General features: G+C 41.4%; 13 protein-coding genes. All 13 read left to right on the top strand.

The features are described 5' to 3' along the window. The first annotated feature begins 793 nt into the window (after window positions 1-793). A complete protein-coding gene (locus ACFO4R_RS08640) occupies window positions 794-1,282 on the top strand; it encodes a hypothetical protein (protein ID WP_379788691.1) in 489 nt (162 codons plus the stop codon). Window positions 1,283-1,295: 13 nt separating this feature from the next. Further along, a complete protein-coding gene (locus tag ACFO4R_RS08645) occupies window positions 1,296-2,780 on the top strand; it encodes a VWA domain-containing protein (RefSeq protein WP_379788693.1) in 1,485 nt (494 codons plus the stop codon). Between the two features lie 13 nt (window positions 2,781-2,793). Then, on the top strand, window positions 2,794-4,374 hold the full coding sequence (locus tag ACFO4R_RS08650; RefSeq protein ID WP_379788694.1) for a type II secretion system protein: 1,581 nt from the start codon (window positions 2,794-2,796) through the stop codon (window positions 4,372-4,374). Between the two features lie 215 nt (window positions 4,375-4,589). After that, window positions 4,590-5,954 carry a pilus assembly protein PilM gene (gene pilM / locus ACFO4R_RS08655; RefSeq protein WP_379788695.1) on the top strand — a complete coding sequence of 455 codons (1,365 nt, stop codon included), beginning with the start codon at window positions 4,590-4,592 and terminating at the stop codon, window positions 5,952-5,954. Window positions 5,955-5,969: 15 nt separating this feature from the next. Beyond that, the gene (locus tag ACFO4R_RS08660) at window positions 5,970-6,545 is read left to right on the top strand and encodes a PilN domain-containing protein (protein ID WP_379788696.1); all 576 of its coding nucleotides are present in this window, start codon (window positions 5,970-5,972) and stop codon (window positions 6,543-6,545) included. After that, window positions 6,532-8,064 (top strand): hypothetical protein, encoded by a 1,533-nt coding sequence (locus ACFO4R_RS08665; RefSeq protein WP_379788697.1) that lies wholly within the window; start codon window positions 6,532-6,534, stop codon window positions 8,062-8,064. The genes ACFO4R_RS08660 and ACFO4R_RS08665 overlap by 14 nt, the downstream gene beginning before the upstream one ends. Before the next feature lie 339 nt (window positions 8,065-8,403). Continuing rightward, complete coding sequence (locus ACFO4R_RS08670) at window positions 8,404-9,741, top strand: PRC-barrel domain-containing protein (RefSeq protein WP_379788698.1); 1,338 nt, start codon at window positions 8,404-8,406, stop codon at window positions 9,739-9,741. 23 nt (window positions 9,742-9,764) lie between these two features. Then, window positions 9,765-10,799, top strand: coding sequence for a hypothetical protein (locus tag ACFO4R_RS08675; RefSeq protein WP_379788699.1), 1,035 nt, complete (start codon window positions 9,765-9,767; stop codon window positions 10,797-10,799). A 1-nt stretch (window position 10,800) separates the two neighbouring features. Next, window positions 10,801-11,577 (top strand): prepilin peptidase, encoded by a 777-nt coding sequence (locus tag ACFO4R_RS08680; protein ID WP_379788700.1) that lies wholly within the window; start codon window positions 10,801-10,803, stop codon window positions 11,575-11,577. Between the two features lie 11 nt (window positions 11,578-11,588). Further along, window positions 11,589-12,320 (top strand): glucosaminidase domain-containing protein, encoded by a 732-nt coding sequence (locus ACFO4R_RS08685; protein ID WP_379788701.1) that lies wholly within the window; start codon window positions 11,589-11,591, stop codon window positions 12,318-12,320. Between the two features lie 80 nt (window positions 12,321-12,400). After that, window positions 12,401-13,204: a hypothetical protein gene (locus tag ACFO4R_RS08690; RefSeq protein ID WP_379788702.1), complete on the top strand. Its 804-nt coding sequence runs from the start codon at window positions 12,401-12,403 to the stop codon at window positions 13,202-13,204. Window positions 13,205-13,357: 153 nt separating this feature from the next. Next, window positions 13,358-14,263, top strand: coding sequence for a transglutaminase domain-containing protein (locus tag ACFO4R_RS08695; protein WP_379788703.1), 906 nt, complete (start codon window positions 13,358-13,360; stop codon window positions 14,261-14,263). Between the two features lie 20 nt (window positions 14,264-14,283). Next, window positions 14,284-15,132: a PRC-barrel domain-containing protein gene (locus ACFO4R_RS08700; RefSeq protein ID WP_379788704.1), complete on the top strand. Its 849-nt coding sequence runs from the start codon at window positions 14,284-14,286 to the stop codon at window positions 15,130-15,132. Window positions 15,133-15,625: the final 493 nt, after the last annotated feature.

Below are 15,625 nucleotides of genomic sequence, written 5' to 3' on the forward strand. Positions count from 1 at the left end.
CAAAGACTTTAACATCGACATATAAGTCGAACAAAGCAGGAGCGCAGTTGGTTACTTTGACCTATACTCCTTAAGAAAAAGTTAGATAGGAGTTACCCCTTGGATAAGTCCAAGGGGTTCATCCTCTTGTTATAGGGTTAAAATTTCTAATTTGTAAAATTTGATATTTAGAATAAAGAGAACGATTATGTTTATAAATTTTATAAAGAATTTGTTGAAAGGAAACAAATATGAGCAAATAAGTTGGATTTGTTGATATTTGTTTCTTTTAGAATATGGGAGTTTTATATCAAAACTTAATAGATTTGTAGATATACAAAGAAATCATCAATTATAAATCTAAGTATACTTGAAAATAAAAAATGTGACAAAAAGTAAGGTTTTTGTGAGCCGGATTTTCGGAGCCTTCTAATGTTATTCTCTTTTTGAGACATTAGGGTTATGGAATATATAATTACTGAGGAAACACTGCACAAAGGAAAATTCCTAATTTTCCTTCGAGGTTATAAAACTTTAAAGTTTGTCAAATCAACATTTTTGAGAATTTTATCCTTCAGATTTGATTTTATAATGATTTCTCGAATTGTGCGGTATAGCTCTAATACTATTCTCCGATAGAAATGTGGTTATAGCTACACCTGCAAGCATAAATATCTTATCACCCATAGAAGAAAAGATATCAATGATTTAAAGGGATAATAGTATGAAAAATAATTTAGGTGATAAGAGCTCAAAGAAGTCAATTCAAAAATAATAGTATGAGCCGGTGATCGAAATTCGGGAGGGATGTAGGATGAAAACAAAAAAATATTCCAAGCACAAGGGAGGAGCCTTCGTCTTAATTATGGCGGTAATGGTCTTTATTACAATGGCTTCTGTGTTGATTGCAAACCTTGCGTTTAATAACCGTTATCAGGCGGTACATCAGTCGGAGGGAATCCAGCTTTATTATATGACGAAGTCGGGTTTGGATTCGGTTTCGGAGGTCTTGACCAACGACAGAGGAAGTATCCGTATCTCGGACTATGCTGCCAAGGACCCCAATATGAAGGTGCCGGACATCTCTTTCTTCGATGGCAAGGGCGAGCAGATAGGAACGTGCAAAATACGGGTCAAGCGTGTACTCCGTGATACAGGCGGAGCAAAGGAGCCTTGGATCGAGATCAAGGCGGATACTACTATGAAGGATATTCGGGGCGGAAAGGATCTTAGAAGGATAGGACAATTGAATATTTCGGTAAAGAATCCTCTGATTCGGGAATATGATATTGCAGTCAATTAAGGGCGTGAAGAAGATGAAAAGAATACAAAAAATCAAAAATACCAAAAACATAGGCAAGAGGAGAAGGGGGTTTACGGTTCTCGAACTGATGCTTGCTCTGAGTTTGACCGTGGTGGTTATGACACTGGGGATTCAATTGTTTTCGCTTACGGTATCGGGCTTGAATTTTACGGTAAATGAAACGAAGATGCAGGCGGATGCAAGGCTCTTTGCGGCCGAAGTAAACAACCATGTACGCTACTCCAAGGCGGTGTTTACCATTCCGCAATCGAGTTTTAGGGAAGATAACCTGACCAAGGATTGGAACTATATGGGTGTGATGGAAAATGTGACCGTCCCTGCCGGTAGGAGCCATACGGGATCTTCATTTAAGGCGAGAAAGGCCCTTGTGCACATCATTGCACAGGACAAGGACGGAAAACCAGCCAAGCAGCCGGAAGACAATCTGATTACATCGGGAGAGGCGACGTTTGTTCAGCGTATTCTCGGCTACTCATATGTAGATGATAGGACTGGTAAGGAGATCGAATACAGCTTGGTTTTCGACAAAAAAAATCCATCCGATGCGGATCAGAAACTAAGTTATACTTTTAAGACGGAGCTGATTCCCGCTTCGGGAAACAAGGCGGACTATCTAAAGTTTGAAACGTCTCTCGAATCGTTGAATTCTTTGCAGGTCATCCATAAGGGAAGCAAGACCAATCCGTCGGTTGCAATTGCCTATCGAACCGGAAACAAGGATCTGGTCGTCGGACATGTATCGATGGTCCTGGATATTTCAGGCAGTATGGGGTGGACGATGTCTGGAAGAGCGAGGCCTAAACCCGGGGAAAGCAGGATAGAGATTCTTAAGGACAAGGGTCAGGTATTTATCGATAAGATGTCGGAAAATGAAAATGTCGATATAGGACTGTTTCCTTTTGCAGGAAGTGTTGATTTAAGGATGTATAGTGGAGATTACAGCGATGGTAACATCTTTAAGTCTGCAAGCCATAATAAGGAAGAGTTAAAACGGAGAATAAGAGATCTGCCCCATGGTGGAGGGACCAATACGGGAGATGGACTGAGGTACTCCTATTATCGCTTACAAGACCACAATGCTACCGTTACAGCTCCTCAAAAACCTGTCAATTATCTTATTCTTTTAGTTGATGGAGACTCTAACCTGTATAGTTATACAGAGCCTACAGGAGTGGATCGACACTTTTTTATGGATGATGGAATAAAAGGATATAAAATCTCGCGACAAGATTTTTATAATGGAGGATATTACGTTGGAGAAATTGCAAAGTTATACAATAAGAACACAAAGGTATTTTTTATTGTTTTTTCCAGCGATGTGAGTACCAATGGAGTAAATTCAATCAAAAAGGCCTTTCATTTGGATAATAAGCATTTGTTTAGAGCCACCGATGCGACAAAACTCAACGAGGCCTTCGATCTCATTCAAGAAGAAATAAAAAGAGATCTCTGGTATTTAAACGGACCGAAACTGTAAGGGGGAAGATGCTATGAAGAAAAATAGAGGTTTTACCCTTGCGGAAGTCATCATGGCCCTTGTGATCGTGACCATCTTGGCTCAATTGGTCTTGATGACCTTGGGGAATATGAATGTTCAGCTCAGCCGTGAGCGAAAAAGGACGGAACATGCCTTTAAAGAACAAGGAGAGATGGAAAAGCGGATCGAAGAGATCGAAAAGTTGATTGAAACAAAACTGGACAGTTTGACAATCATCAACGACACTGCGTCGACGACCACTCAAATTACGGAGGCGAAGAAGAAGTTAAAGGTTGCACAGAAGGAATTGGACAAATACCCTTCCTTTGAGCAGAATCTAAATGGACAGAAAATCAGGATCTATAGGTTGGAAGTCCCTCGCTATAATACACAGGACAAGCAGTCTGCGGTACTGACTTCCTGGGTTGTTGAGTCCAAGGGATTGGTCTTTCCCATTCCCGAAATAAGGAAGGTTGAGATTGCTGTCAAAGGTAAAGCGGTTGCAAGCTATGGAATATGGAAAGACAAACAGAAGATGAGCTCTAAGGTGGAGTATGGGAAGAACAAAGACAAGCTTTTTACGGAGCAATATCTATGGCAATTGTCTCGTCCGGGATTTCATATGATATCTCCGGAGCAGGAAGCACACAAGCCTCCGGAGGCTTATACGAGCTTGAGATACCCGTCTTTTCCCAGAGATTACGAGTTTATTACCAAAACCGGGCAGAGTTCCCCGAGTGAAACGGGAAAAGAACTTAGCCTCATTACAAAGGAGATGAGGGGAAGGTTTGTTTCTCTGGGACTTCGTGCAACAACAAGAGAAGGAAAAATCAGTCCGGAGAAAGGAAGCAATCCCTACTACGTTGTGGGTTATCCCATTCCCGTCTATGCACTTTTGGACACCTCTCTTATCTCAAGTTTTCCGACGGATTTGAAGATACCTGTTATTGGAGGAGTATCCAATTCCTCGTTTTTTCAGGAAGTTACAGGAAATGAGATCCCTAAGATTGAGCCTCACGGAGAGTTGACGGGAAATGTGAAGTATAAGAATGAAATGTTTGAAACCTATTCACGCTTTGTTCATTTTACTTCCGACAGCTCTTACGATTTTACTTTGGGTTCTCCAAACCGTTTTCCCAAAGACTATACGATTTTTGTCGTTGCACGTCAAACAGCGGCTTCTCCGGGGCTTCCCATCTTTAACGGAAAAGCTTTGGTCACGGAAGGATCAAGAACGGGAGATGCAAAATTTGCCCTCAGCTTTGACAAGTTTGCATACAGGGAAGAAATGAGGGGGATGTTAAGAGAAACGATGATAGACAATGTGGGAGCCGATGACGGGAAATGGCATGTGCTTGCTCTTTCCCTTACAGGACGCCAGTTAAAGGTGTACTTGGATAGAAATACTCTGCACACGGCCTCGGCCAATTATACCTTTGCAGGTGGTGGCAACTATCTGAGATTCGGCAAGATTGTAGGAGTCTCCGGTGCGGATATGAATGTCGCGGAAGTTGTCATTTCGCAGAGCGTAAAAGATGATGAAATCACAGCAATGCAGGAATATTTGTGTAATAAATATGGAATTTCACCATAAAAAGACTTGTTATTGAACATAGCGATATTATATACTATAGATTAAGAAAGAAACAAAATGTCGGGAACTCTTCTTTATATTACGATTCTATGATAAACGTAGGAAAAGTATAAAAGATATCGAATTTTATAAATAACAGGTGAAAAAACTTAAGAGATTTGACAGCCTTCTTGGCTGTCGAATCCGGATAATAATGAGAACGGGAGGAAGACAGTTTGTCTATTTTTAAGAAGAAAAAGGCTGTTTCGAGCTCAAAGGGTGTCTCGCTTAACAAGGAAAAAACTGCGGAAGAAGCCTTGGAAGCGGTCAATGATGTAGCCGAAGGAGAAAATAAAGACAAAGATTCCGATAAAGATAAGAAAGAGAAGAAACAAAAGAAAAGCAAGAGGGCGAAAGAACCGAAAGCCCAAAAAACTTCTTTGAAAAAAAAGGAGAAAAAGTCGTGGAAGGATTCTTTGTTTAAAGGGAAGAAGGCATCCAAGGCCTCTTCGGAAGCTCTCGTGAGCCTGGATTTCGGAAGCAGGGAGATCAAGGGTGTCTATGGAAGGGTTCAAGGAGACAAGATCAAGGTCAATAAATGTTTTTCGACGTCGGTAAAGGAAGATTGGTATCAAAACGGTCTGATCGCAGATGTGAAGCAGGCACAGATCGTCTTGAGAGAGATGTTCGATGCCAACAAACTTCCGTCAAAAAACATCGTATGTACCATAGACAGCACCAACATTGTCAAGAGGGAGATCGTGATACCCAAGGTCTCGAAAGAGGATATCGATTCCCTGCTCTACTATGAGATGGGGCAATATCTGCCGATCGATCCCGGCGAGTATGTGATCCAGTACTTGGAGATCGAGGACTTTGTAGAAAATGAGATCGAAAAACTTCGACTCTTGGTTACGGTTGTGCCCAAGTCTGTTGTGGAAGGGATGTTGAACTTTTTGAAGGGGATGAAGCTGATCCCTTACGCCTTGGACGTCCATTCGAACTCTTTAAAGAAACTCATTGAATTCAATGGTGGGCATATCAACGATGAATATGTTGCAGACAAGACGATTGTTCTTTTGGATATCGGAAACAAGCATACCGACATCATCGTATTCAAAGAAGGCAGGTTTCAATTCAACAATATTTTGGAGTTCGGTTATGCCGACTTTAAACACATTATATTCAACGGTTTGGCACTTACCGGAGAAGAGTTGCACAAAAAGACGAGCCAATTGGTAAAAGAAATGTTGAACCAGTCCTATACCGATGAAGGCATCGAGGCGGAACACGGCGGAGATATCTATGAGAATATCACGCAGTACTTAATTCGCTCCCTTTACAGCAAGACGGAGATGTTCATCGGGGAGATCGATCGAAGTTTGAAGTATTACACAACGCAGAACGCGGAAAACCACATCGATAAGATCTATCTTTATGGGGGAAGCAGTCTGGAGTGCGACCTGTCTCCACTGATGCAGGAGAAACTGGAAGTTCCCGTTGCACACATGAAGTTTATGAGTGCAGTGGATTGGACCAATGTTCAGGACAAAGAGATATCACAGTATTGGAACGCTCTCGGAGCGCTCATAAGGCTATAGGTAGGGGGAGATTTTATGAAAGACTTAAACTTTTTTGCTCCATACCATACCGTCAAGAAGGATAGGGACAACAGCGGCAATTTCCTCATCGGTTTGGGTGTTCTTCTCTTGGTGGGTTCCATCTGTTTTAATACAGCTCTTCAGGTGATGAAGGTGATGGAGCTCACACGTGAAAAGGAAACTCTAATCGCCACGATGGAGAGTGAAGCGTATCAGGCGAAGTTGGAAGATGCCAGAGCTCAATTGGCGGAATTTCAGGAACTGAAACGTGAAAAAATGTTTTTTACGGATCTGCAGGGAAATATGACCAAGATCCACAGAGTAAATGAATATGTGATGAGATTTTTAAGTAAAGAATTGATCCGAGACCTGTTCCTGATGGAGTTGTCCATTGAGGATCAGCAGATCATCATTGGCGGAAGAGCTTTGAATAAGAAGGCGATTGCACAATTTGAGTATGATCTGAGAAATACGGGTAAATTTGAAAAGATACGGATCAGTGAGATTGTGAAGCCTGAAGAAGAGGATAAGTATTACGATTTTACGATGACGATTGAAACAAAGGATGTGAGTTTTAGTGAAGCTAAGTAAAAGAGAAAAGATACTTTTGAGTGTTACCTTTGTCATTGTTCTTGTAGCAGCATACTACTTTTTGGTTTTTGAAAGGCTTACGCAAAAGATCACTTCCTTGCAACAGGAATTGGAGCAAGTACAGACGCAGTATGATAACCAGGAACTGGTACTCAGACAGGCTGCTCAACTCGGAAGTCAGATGGATGAACTCAAGAAGGAGATCTATCCGATCGCTAAGCGATATTACGGAAAGACCGAACAGGAAGAATTTATTGCCGAGATCGACAAGATCAATCAGAAGAGCGGGATGGATATCCAAAAGATAAATTTCTCCGAGGATGCCTTAGTCTACCTCAGAGAACCGGACCCTGATGAGAATACACCAACGCCTTCCACTGCAACATCGGGTGAGGCACCCGCGGACGGTTCCTCGCAGACGAATACCGAAGGACAGGCTGCGCCCGAAACGGAGGAACCTCAAGCGGCTCAGGGTTCGCCCTCCGAGCCGCAGACTACTTCCGACGAGGGGATGAACCTGCAATTGATTCCCGAAGAAGAGGGTGCCGAAGCTCAGGGCGAAGAGAAGGAGATTATAGGTTATTCTCAAAATATAAAATTGATGCAGACGGAGATCGAATTTTTTTCCACCTACAAACAGATGCTCAAGTGGCTTCATGCAGTGGACAACAACCCCAAGAATATCATTTCGGGCAAGTTGGAGATGGAACGAAAGGACAATGAGATTCGACATAACGATAAGAACCCCGTCCTGAAAGGAACGGTACGTTTGAGTTTTTATCAGGTGAAGGATGTAGATAAGTACGATGTGCCTATGATAACCTTCCTGACAGAGAAACCCATTCCCAAATCCAGACGGGAAAATCCCTTCCAATCCTATCGTTGGGCTTGGAAGATCGTAGGAGGAAGTGATTCTTCTTCCAGTACGAGAGGTTATCCGGAGTACGGTTCTTCTTCCAACAGTCCTCTGCCTCCCCCGCCTGCCAATCCGTTGAATCCGGACGGAAACCAAAACAATCCCTTAAATGTTTCCTTGAAGAAAAAAGACTTGTATGACTTTGAAGATGAGATGATCAAAATCAAGAAAAATGTGGATTCCATTACGGCTATGGGAGAGATCGACAGGACTAACGTTGCAAAGGGAAAGTTTGCGGGAAAGGTCAGCTATAATTTTTCCGGAGAGTCGGCGAAAGAAAAAATTCTGATCGATCTGTCCGAGAAAGATCTTACTTTGGATAAAAAGATGGAGACGATCACCTTTTCGGTTTTTGCCGAACAGGAGCTGCTCAATGAAGTCGGTTTGATTATTTCGGATTCAAAAGATCAGGAGTACCAGATCGTCATGGCCAATGAGATCTCGTGGAGAGGTTGGAGAGAATTGAGTTATGACTTCCATGGAATAGAAAATTATCCGATAAAGATAAAAGGGATCTATATTGCTTATGGAGAGAAAAAAGGCACAAAGTCCGGAAAACTTGTTTTTGATGATATCAACGTTGGTTATTTGGATGTGAAATAACAGGAGGTTTTGACGAAATGAGGTATTATCTGTCAACGATTTGGTTCGTATGCTTGATATGTGTCGGACTTATTAAGCTCATGCTAAAATATGAGTTGATAAAAGTGAAGAAGTATTATATATTTATGGTAATAGCGGATACTTTTTTGTTGACGATAGTACCCTTTGTTTTCACTAGGGGAGTATTTGTGGAGCAGTTGCTCTTCCTCCTCATAATTATGAGTGTTATAAATAGTGTCATCAGCCTTGTGTTTATACGGATAAATACGAAGAAACAAGGACAAACGGACCTTAAGCGAGCAAAGATAAGCAGTTTTTTGAAAAAGGAGTGAGTTTGTTATGTTGTTGAAAGAAATAGTAGGAAAGCCGGTCGTCGGTATCGAAGAAGGAAAAAGTCTGGCAACAGTAAAAAAACTCTTGGTAAACAGAAAAGATCAGGTCTTGGAATATATATTACTCAACCTCCACAGTGTCAGAGATAGGGCGGTCACCTTCGTCATTCCCTTTGCAGACCTCGAAGGCATAGGAGATTATGCCGTCATGGTACGCAGTCGCGAAATGATCCAAAGATTGGATGAAGAAGAGTTTTGTACAGCTTTTCATGAAGAGTTGACGGAATTGATCGGAGAACTTGTCATCAGTGAAAGAGGAAATCGTCTGGGCAGGATAACGGATCTTTTGATTGATGAAAAGCAGGGAAGGGTTCTGGAGATCGGAGTGACGGATGAAGCCACTTCAAATCAGTTCAATTTTTCTGCGGAAGATATTTTGGTATTCGGTTACGATGTTGTGATTGTCAACGATGCGAGGGCGGCGAACATCATTCCTCCAAGGGGTGTCGCACAAGAGTTTCAACCGTTGAAAAGAGAAAGGGTGCCGTTTGAAGAAAGACCATCCGTTTCTTTCGCACAGGAATACAAAGATGCACAGGTGCAGGTGTCTCATATCGAAGAAGAGACTGAGGTCACAGCGCAAAATGAAACACCGGAAGAAGCGGAAGTGATTGCAGTTCAAAAAGAAGATGAGTTGACATCCTTTGAGTTTAAGAACGAGCCGGAAGAAGAGGTTACCTTGTTGGATCCCGAGCATTTATTTGAATCGGGAGAGGATATTTCAGAATTTGAGATAAGATCTGCGGAGGAACTTTCTTTGGAGAACGCAGAAGATGTTTCGGGACTTGTTGAAGAAGAAACCTATCTTTTGGATGAGCAGGAAGTGTTGTTTGCCGACCGAAGCTTGGATAGTCAAGAAGACAGTCTTTTTATGGAAGATAGTTTCTTGGAACTAAATGATTCCAAGCGATACGAGGAGGACGAGAAGGAAGATGTACCGATGGAATTCTTCAAAGACAAGTCGGAAAAAGAGTTTGTGTTTGGACATTCGGAGGAAATAAAAGAACAGGCTTTCTCGGACAAAACGCAAGAGACGAATAAAGAAGTCAAGCCGGAAAGAAAAGATAATATCAGTTCTTTTGACGAATACAAGAAGTCGCTTGTAAAGCAATTTATCGACAGACAAAGAGAAGTCTTGGTAGGAAAGAGAGTGACGGAGGACATCTTGGGGAAAGACGGAAACATCCTTATTGAAAAAGGTAATGTTATTACGATGGATCTGTTCAACCGTGCAAACGATGACAGAAAAGACAGTATTGTAGAAATGGCAATGTACTCCGAATAATAAACAGATAAGGATTGAATGGTTTGGGACGAACTTCAGTAATCAAAAAACTTTATACGGAAGGTGTCGGAGTCGCTTTCGTTTTCCTGTTAATCGTTTTCCTTTCTCTGGGTTCGGTGTATAAATTTTTGGGAAAGCCGATCCGTCTGCTCATTGACGGAGAGAAGCGCTTGTTCGGATCTTATGCGGAAATTCAGGAGTATCTCTATGAGAATATCCCACAGTATATCTTCATAAAAAACGAAGTGGATCCTACAAGGGTATTGGAGATTCCTCTTACAGAGGTGGGAGCGAGTTATATCAGTCCTCACGACAGGGAAGAGATTGAACGTATCGAAAAGAGCAGTTTTTTTCAAAAGATGAATTTGTTTTTTGTTCGAAGAAAGGGCTCAAAACCTATCGTTGTGGAGAAAAAGCATATTTATTATGAATCTCGGAAGGTACAGTCTTTTATTGAAAGAGAGACGACGAGACTGGACTTTCAACCCTATGATGCCTTTATTAAGGAAAATGCTACGGCTTTATATATTGCACCGGACAAACAGGGGATCAGTGTGGATCCGTCGGAATTGTTTTATGCTATGGAGGAGGCACTGCGAAACGGATCAATCACGGACGTGAAGGTCAGCGGATTTGCCGTTCCGGCGGAAGTAAGAGAGTCGGACATCCGCAAGTACAGTAAGAAGAAGGCATCGATTGCCTCTCCGATCGAAGAGGCTTTTCTTCAAAACTCGGCAGTACCTGCAATTTTATATGAACTCAATAATACTCTGCTTCCATCCAAGCAGTCGGTGGATGTCAAGCGGAGTGCAAGACAGTATGTCAATACGATTGTTGAACAATACGCTCTCTCGGAAGAGGATAAAAAATATATGTATAATGTGATGGAAAAGGTCTTTTCCATCGTCAGCCAAGCTCTTCAGGAATCAGGTTTCTCTATGAAAGAGAATGAAGACAAAACGGTTTTGAAGGTTTATAATCCCGAAAAGAAAGATGCAATCATCAGTGCTTATTTGGAACAGGATACGGTAAGAATTATTATAGCAACGGTGGAATAACATGGATGGATTTTTGTTGATTTTTATGTTTGTTTGGGGGCTGTGTTTCGGAAGTTTCTATAACGTTGTAATATATCGTATTCCACTGGGATTAAACATAGCAAAGGGAAGATCCTTCTGTCCTATATGCGATCATTCGTTGTCGGCAGCGGATCTTGTCCCCTTGTTCAGTTTTCTCTTTTTGGGAGGGAAGTGCCGTTATTGTAGAGAAAAAATTCCATGGAGATATCCTTTGATAGAATTCTTTACGGGAATTTTGTTTGCAATAGGATACTGGAAGTTTTCTCTTTCTTTTTCTTTGATTCAAGTCCTTATGTTTTGGTCGATGTTGCTGATTGTTGCAGTAATCGACTTTGATCAGATGTATATCTATGATTCGATCTTACTGTTTTTTTCCCTTATACAGATCCTGTTGATTTTGGTTTTGAAGCAGGATATCAAAGGAGCTTTGTTCGGTGCGTTGATCGGCGGAGCCATTTATTTTGTGATTCACACTGTTTCGAAGGCATATTACAAAAGGGAAGTCTTCGGTTTAGGCGATGTGTTTTTGATGGCGAGCATAGGTTTATTCGTTGGTAAAGAGTATATTGTGTTGGCTTCTTTTCTGCCCTTTTACCTCTCTATCTTCATGTTGATAGGGACGAAGTTGGCGGGGAAGAAGGTGTCCATGCAGTCGGAACTGCCCTTCGGTCCTTTTATGTGTGTTGGAGGATGGTTGATGTCGATGTACGGACATGAAATAAAATTAATCTTGCTTTCTTTGATGGGACAAATATAATGGAGGTTATTTTGAAAAGAGCAGTGGGAATTTTTTTGCTCGCTTGTTTTTTGATGACGGGAAGTGTTGCATATGCGGAGAAAAGCTCTTCTTTTGTAACATCGAGCGGAGCGGAAGTAGATCTTTTCTCTAAGGAGTTTAAAGAAAAGAACGATAAGATAAAAGAATCGTATACGGTAATCGATGGGAAGGGAACGGAAATTGAAGATAATGCATCCCTCTTCGATTTGAAAGAGATGTCCAAAGAACCGGTAAAGGTGGTATCGCCTTTTGTTCCGGGCGGGCAATGGAATAACGGAAGTTTTTTGATCTCAACGGACCTTTTGATCAAGAAGAGTGATGTATCTTCAGAGACCTTGGATCGGTTTTTGTATGGAACAAACCTTGTAGGTTTGGGTAGGGCATTTAAGAAGGCGGAAGAAGATCACGGAGTCAACGCTTTGTTTTTGATGGGCTTGGCAATCCATGAATCGAACGCGGGAACGAGCAGGATTGCATTGACCAAAAACAACCTCTTCGGTTTCCAAGCCTATGATGCTTCTCCGTTTGAAAGTGCGAAATCTTTTATGACGCGGGAGGAAGGCATTGATACGGTTGCAAAGTATCTGTCGAAGAATTATTTGACTCCGGGAGGAAAGTATTTCAGAGGGTATAGCATTGAAGCGGTAAACATTCACTATGCTACTGACCCGAACTGGGCAAGAGGTATTAAAATCAGGATTTCTAACTTTCTTAAAAAATAGGTTTCAAAACACCTCGTCCTTTCCGGAGAAAAGTTTTTCCGGAGGGGCGGGACGATACCTGTCGAGTTGGGGGAGAGCGGATGGGAACAAAATACGGAAAAACAATAAGACTTGTTTTTATTCTACTTATCCTGCTTATAGGTGCAGGGCTCTATCTTTTGTTGACGCGTCAAACACCCTTGCCTGAGGAAGAGCTTCCTGTGGAGACGGAAAGATGGGTGGAAGATCCCGAGACCATAGTCATTCCTCTGGAAAAGGAAGATGTTGCCGCTACAGTGCAACCACAGACACCTCAAAAAAACGAGGATATCGGCGATATGCAATCGAATGAGGAAGAGGAAACTTTGACGGATTACGGAGGAAGCTATGCGACGGAAGCCATCATCTACGGGATAGAACAGGGGTATCTTTTTGAATCCGAACCGGGGAAGTTTTTTCCTAAAAAGAATATCCAGCGCTTTGAGTTTATCCACATGATAAACAGAGCCTTCGGATTTCAAGAAGAGGGGGAAGTTCGCTTTGTGGATGTCAAGAAGGAAGACTTTTTTTACAGAGATGTTTGTATCGCTATGAACCAAAAGTACTTATATACGTTTAACGGAAACAGATTCGGACCCTATAAGTATTTCTATCGATGGGAACTTCCGTATATTTTGGGGAAGTTGACAAAGCAGGAGATTTCCGGAGAAAAGGCGGATACTCTTGAAAACTACTCCGACAGTCTTCAAGTTCCAAAAAATGCACGAGCTTACGTGGACCTTTTTTTAAAAAAAGGATGGATGAAGCCGGAGACCGCTTCGAAATTCGGTTCGAAGAGTATTTTGAAGAAGGAAGAGGTTGCATATACCCTTTATAAGCTCAAGACATCAGGGGTCTTAAAATAGGGTTGGATTCCTGTCGGGCACCTTGATGAAGACAGTTTTGGAGTCGACGTAAGGAAGAAGATCTTCTTGTCAAGGTTTTGAGATACAAGGAGGATACATGAAGCATCGGAGATATATGGTAAAATACTATCAAAGACGTATAAAGGAGAGGCTATGTCACAAAGGAGAGCAGGTTTTAAGAAAGGTATCATCTTAGTTACAGCAGTTTTGTTTTCGTTGAGCAGTTATATGGATGTGTCCGCGTTTACGGATGAAAAAAAATTGATCCAGATCGATACGACAAGGGAGTGGGTAGATGCCTCAAATGTGGTTTTGGATCTGCAAAAATTGCATTTCGACTACAGTGATGTGTATGGAGATAACGAGTTTTCGCGGCTCAACAGGATCATCAAACAATCTATGGGCTCATCGAGAGAGGATTTTCAGCTTCAATTTGTCAATTTTTCGGAAGAAAACTTCAATAAACTCAGCGATGCGATCGAAGAACTTTGCTTCTACAACGGATATTCTATCAAACGTTTTCGTTTGGACTACAAAAAAGATCCAAGCGAGGTTATCTATCGATCAAAGATCCATCTGGAGACCAGGGAGTCAAGGGAAGAGAGGAAGAAGGTGGAACGATGGGTCAATGAACAGGTAAAGAAGCATGTGGCCCCTTTGAAAAATGACGTGGACAAGATCAAGAGGATCAACAAGATCATTGCTGAAAATATAAAATACGATGATAACTTGTCCAACTTTACCGCCTATGAGGGAGTGTTTAAGGGAGCTACCGTCTGTGACGGTTATTCCGTATTGGGCCATAGGATGCTCAGCGCGGCAGGTTTTAAGGACATTCTCACTGTCAAGGGTTTTTCCACTCAAAGCGGCAAGAATGTGCCGCATCGTTGGAATATGATAAGACTGGGCGACAAGTGGTATCATATTGACTTTACCTTCAATGATACGGGACATTATCCGAAGAGCGAAAAGTATTTGAATAACTACCTGCTTAAATCGGATCAATATATGAGAAAAGATCATAAATGGGATGAAACGAAGTATCCTTCAGCATATTAAACAAGGGGAAAGAGAAAGGTGTGAGAAGAATGTTAAAAGTGGAGAATATTCCGACGACGATCATCAGTTTGGAGAACGGGTTTAATTGTGGAGTCGTCAAAGAGGTGCTATTGGATCCAAAGAAAAAGTGCATTGACAGCTTTATTGTCGAAAGGGCGAGAGACAAGAGTTTGAATAGTGAAGAAACGATGCACATTCTTCCCTTTTCTTCGCTTAGGGGAATAGGAGACTATGCGATCGTCATTCAAAGTGAAGATGAGATCGTGACCAAACAAGGAGGTTTCGAGCAACAGGAGATCTATCGAAATGGGAGTAAACTCTTAGATACGATTGCGATTTCGATTACCGGAAACAAGATAGGGACCGTATCGAACTATTCTCTTGATCAGGATGGAAAGATCCTCTCCGTCTTTGTAAACAAGGAGGAGGGAGATTTCTTGAAAGAGGTCGATGCTAGAGAGTTGATTAGTTTTGGAAACGAATTTTCCATCATCGATGATCCCGCCAAACTGCACCGTTCTTCTCAAAGCCCCGAAAATAAGGATGTTTACTTTTCGAGCAGGAGAAGTATGCCCTCTGCAGGCTTTGAACGCCCTCTTTCCTATGTCGAGGATGAAGTTGAAGAGGACATTCCGGTAAAGTATTTTACTCATGAAAAGCAAGCGGCGGCTTACGATGATAATACCATTCAAAAGCTGATTGAGAAGCAGAAGAAACACTTTATTGGCAAGGCTTTGATCAAAGATATCACCGATCCTGAAGGAAATGTCTTTCTTAAACAGGGCACTGTAATCACGGAAGAAATCTTTGAATGGACCAAACAACACCGAAAAGAAGTGATGATAGAGCTTGCAATGTTTGCCGAATAAATCTGTCATCAAAACGTGACCGCCTTTGAACTCTAGGGAAGTATCTCAAAGTTCAAAGGCGGTTTTTTTATGGAAACATCGTATTCGATGTAATTTCTTTGATCGGATTTCAATATCATACTATTCTTCAATGGAAGAATAATTGTATCCGACTTGGGGCTGTTAGAATAAAGCGTTTCAGATCTGAAAAAATAAAAACCGTCGATGTCAACGGTTTATACTATTTTTCGATAGAAGTGTGGATATATCTATTTTTTCGATGACGAAAAACTATGTTGTCTTCTATGGGTCACAGATTGTTTATATCCACGATTCAAAAGAATAGTAGTATTAAACGAAGAATAGTATCAGTTGAAACAGAGTCTTATTTATTATATTTTTAATAAATATTGAAAAAATAAAATAAATAAGATATAATCCTTTTAGAGCGTGTCTACGCAATACTTTACAAAACGTAAAAAATGTGAGATACTCGTATAAAACAGAGGAGGTT

This window comes from Filifactor villosus, assembly GCF_042652965.1.
Taxonomy (GTDB): domain Bacteria; phylum Bacillota; class Clostridia; order Peptostreptococcales; family Filifactoraceae; genus Filifactor; species Filifactor villosus.

Excerpts from the sequence above, each read along its gene's own strand:
- ACFO4R_RS08680 (WP_379788700.1), top strand. The coding sequence starts at position 10,801 with ATGGATGGATTTTTGTTGATTTTTATGTTTGTTTGGGGGCTGTGTTTC.
- ACFO4R_RS08640 (WP_379788691.1), top strand. The coding sequence starts at position 794 with ATGAAAACAAAAAAATATTCCAAGCACAAGGGAGGAGCCTTCGTCTTA.
- ACFO4R_RS08690 (WP_379788702.1), top strand. The coding sequence starts at position 12,401 with ATGGGAACAAAATACGGAAAAACAATAAGACTTGTTTTTATTCTACTT.
- ACFO4R_RS08670 (WP_379788698.1), top strand. The coding sequence starts at position 8,404 with ATGTTGTTGAAAGAAATAGTAGGAAAGCCGGTCGTCGGTATCGAAGAA.
- ACFO4R_RS08695 (WP_379788703.1), top strand. The coding sequence starts at position 13,358 with ATGTCACAAAGGAGAGCAGGTTTTAAGAAAGGTATCATCTTAGTTACA.
- ACFO4R_RS08645 (WP_379788693.1), top strand. The coding sequence starts at position 1,296 with ATGAAAAGAATACAAAAAATCAAAAATACCAAAAACATAGGCAAGAGG.
- ACFO4R_RS08660 (WP_379788696.1), top strand. The coding sequence starts at position 5,970 with ATGAAAGACTTAAACTTTTTTGCTCCATACCATACCGTCAAGAAGGAT.
- ACFO4R_RS08650 (WP_379788694.1), top strand. The coding sequence starts at position 2,794 with ATGAAGAAAAATAGAGGTTTTACCCTTGCGGAAGTCATCATGGCCCTT.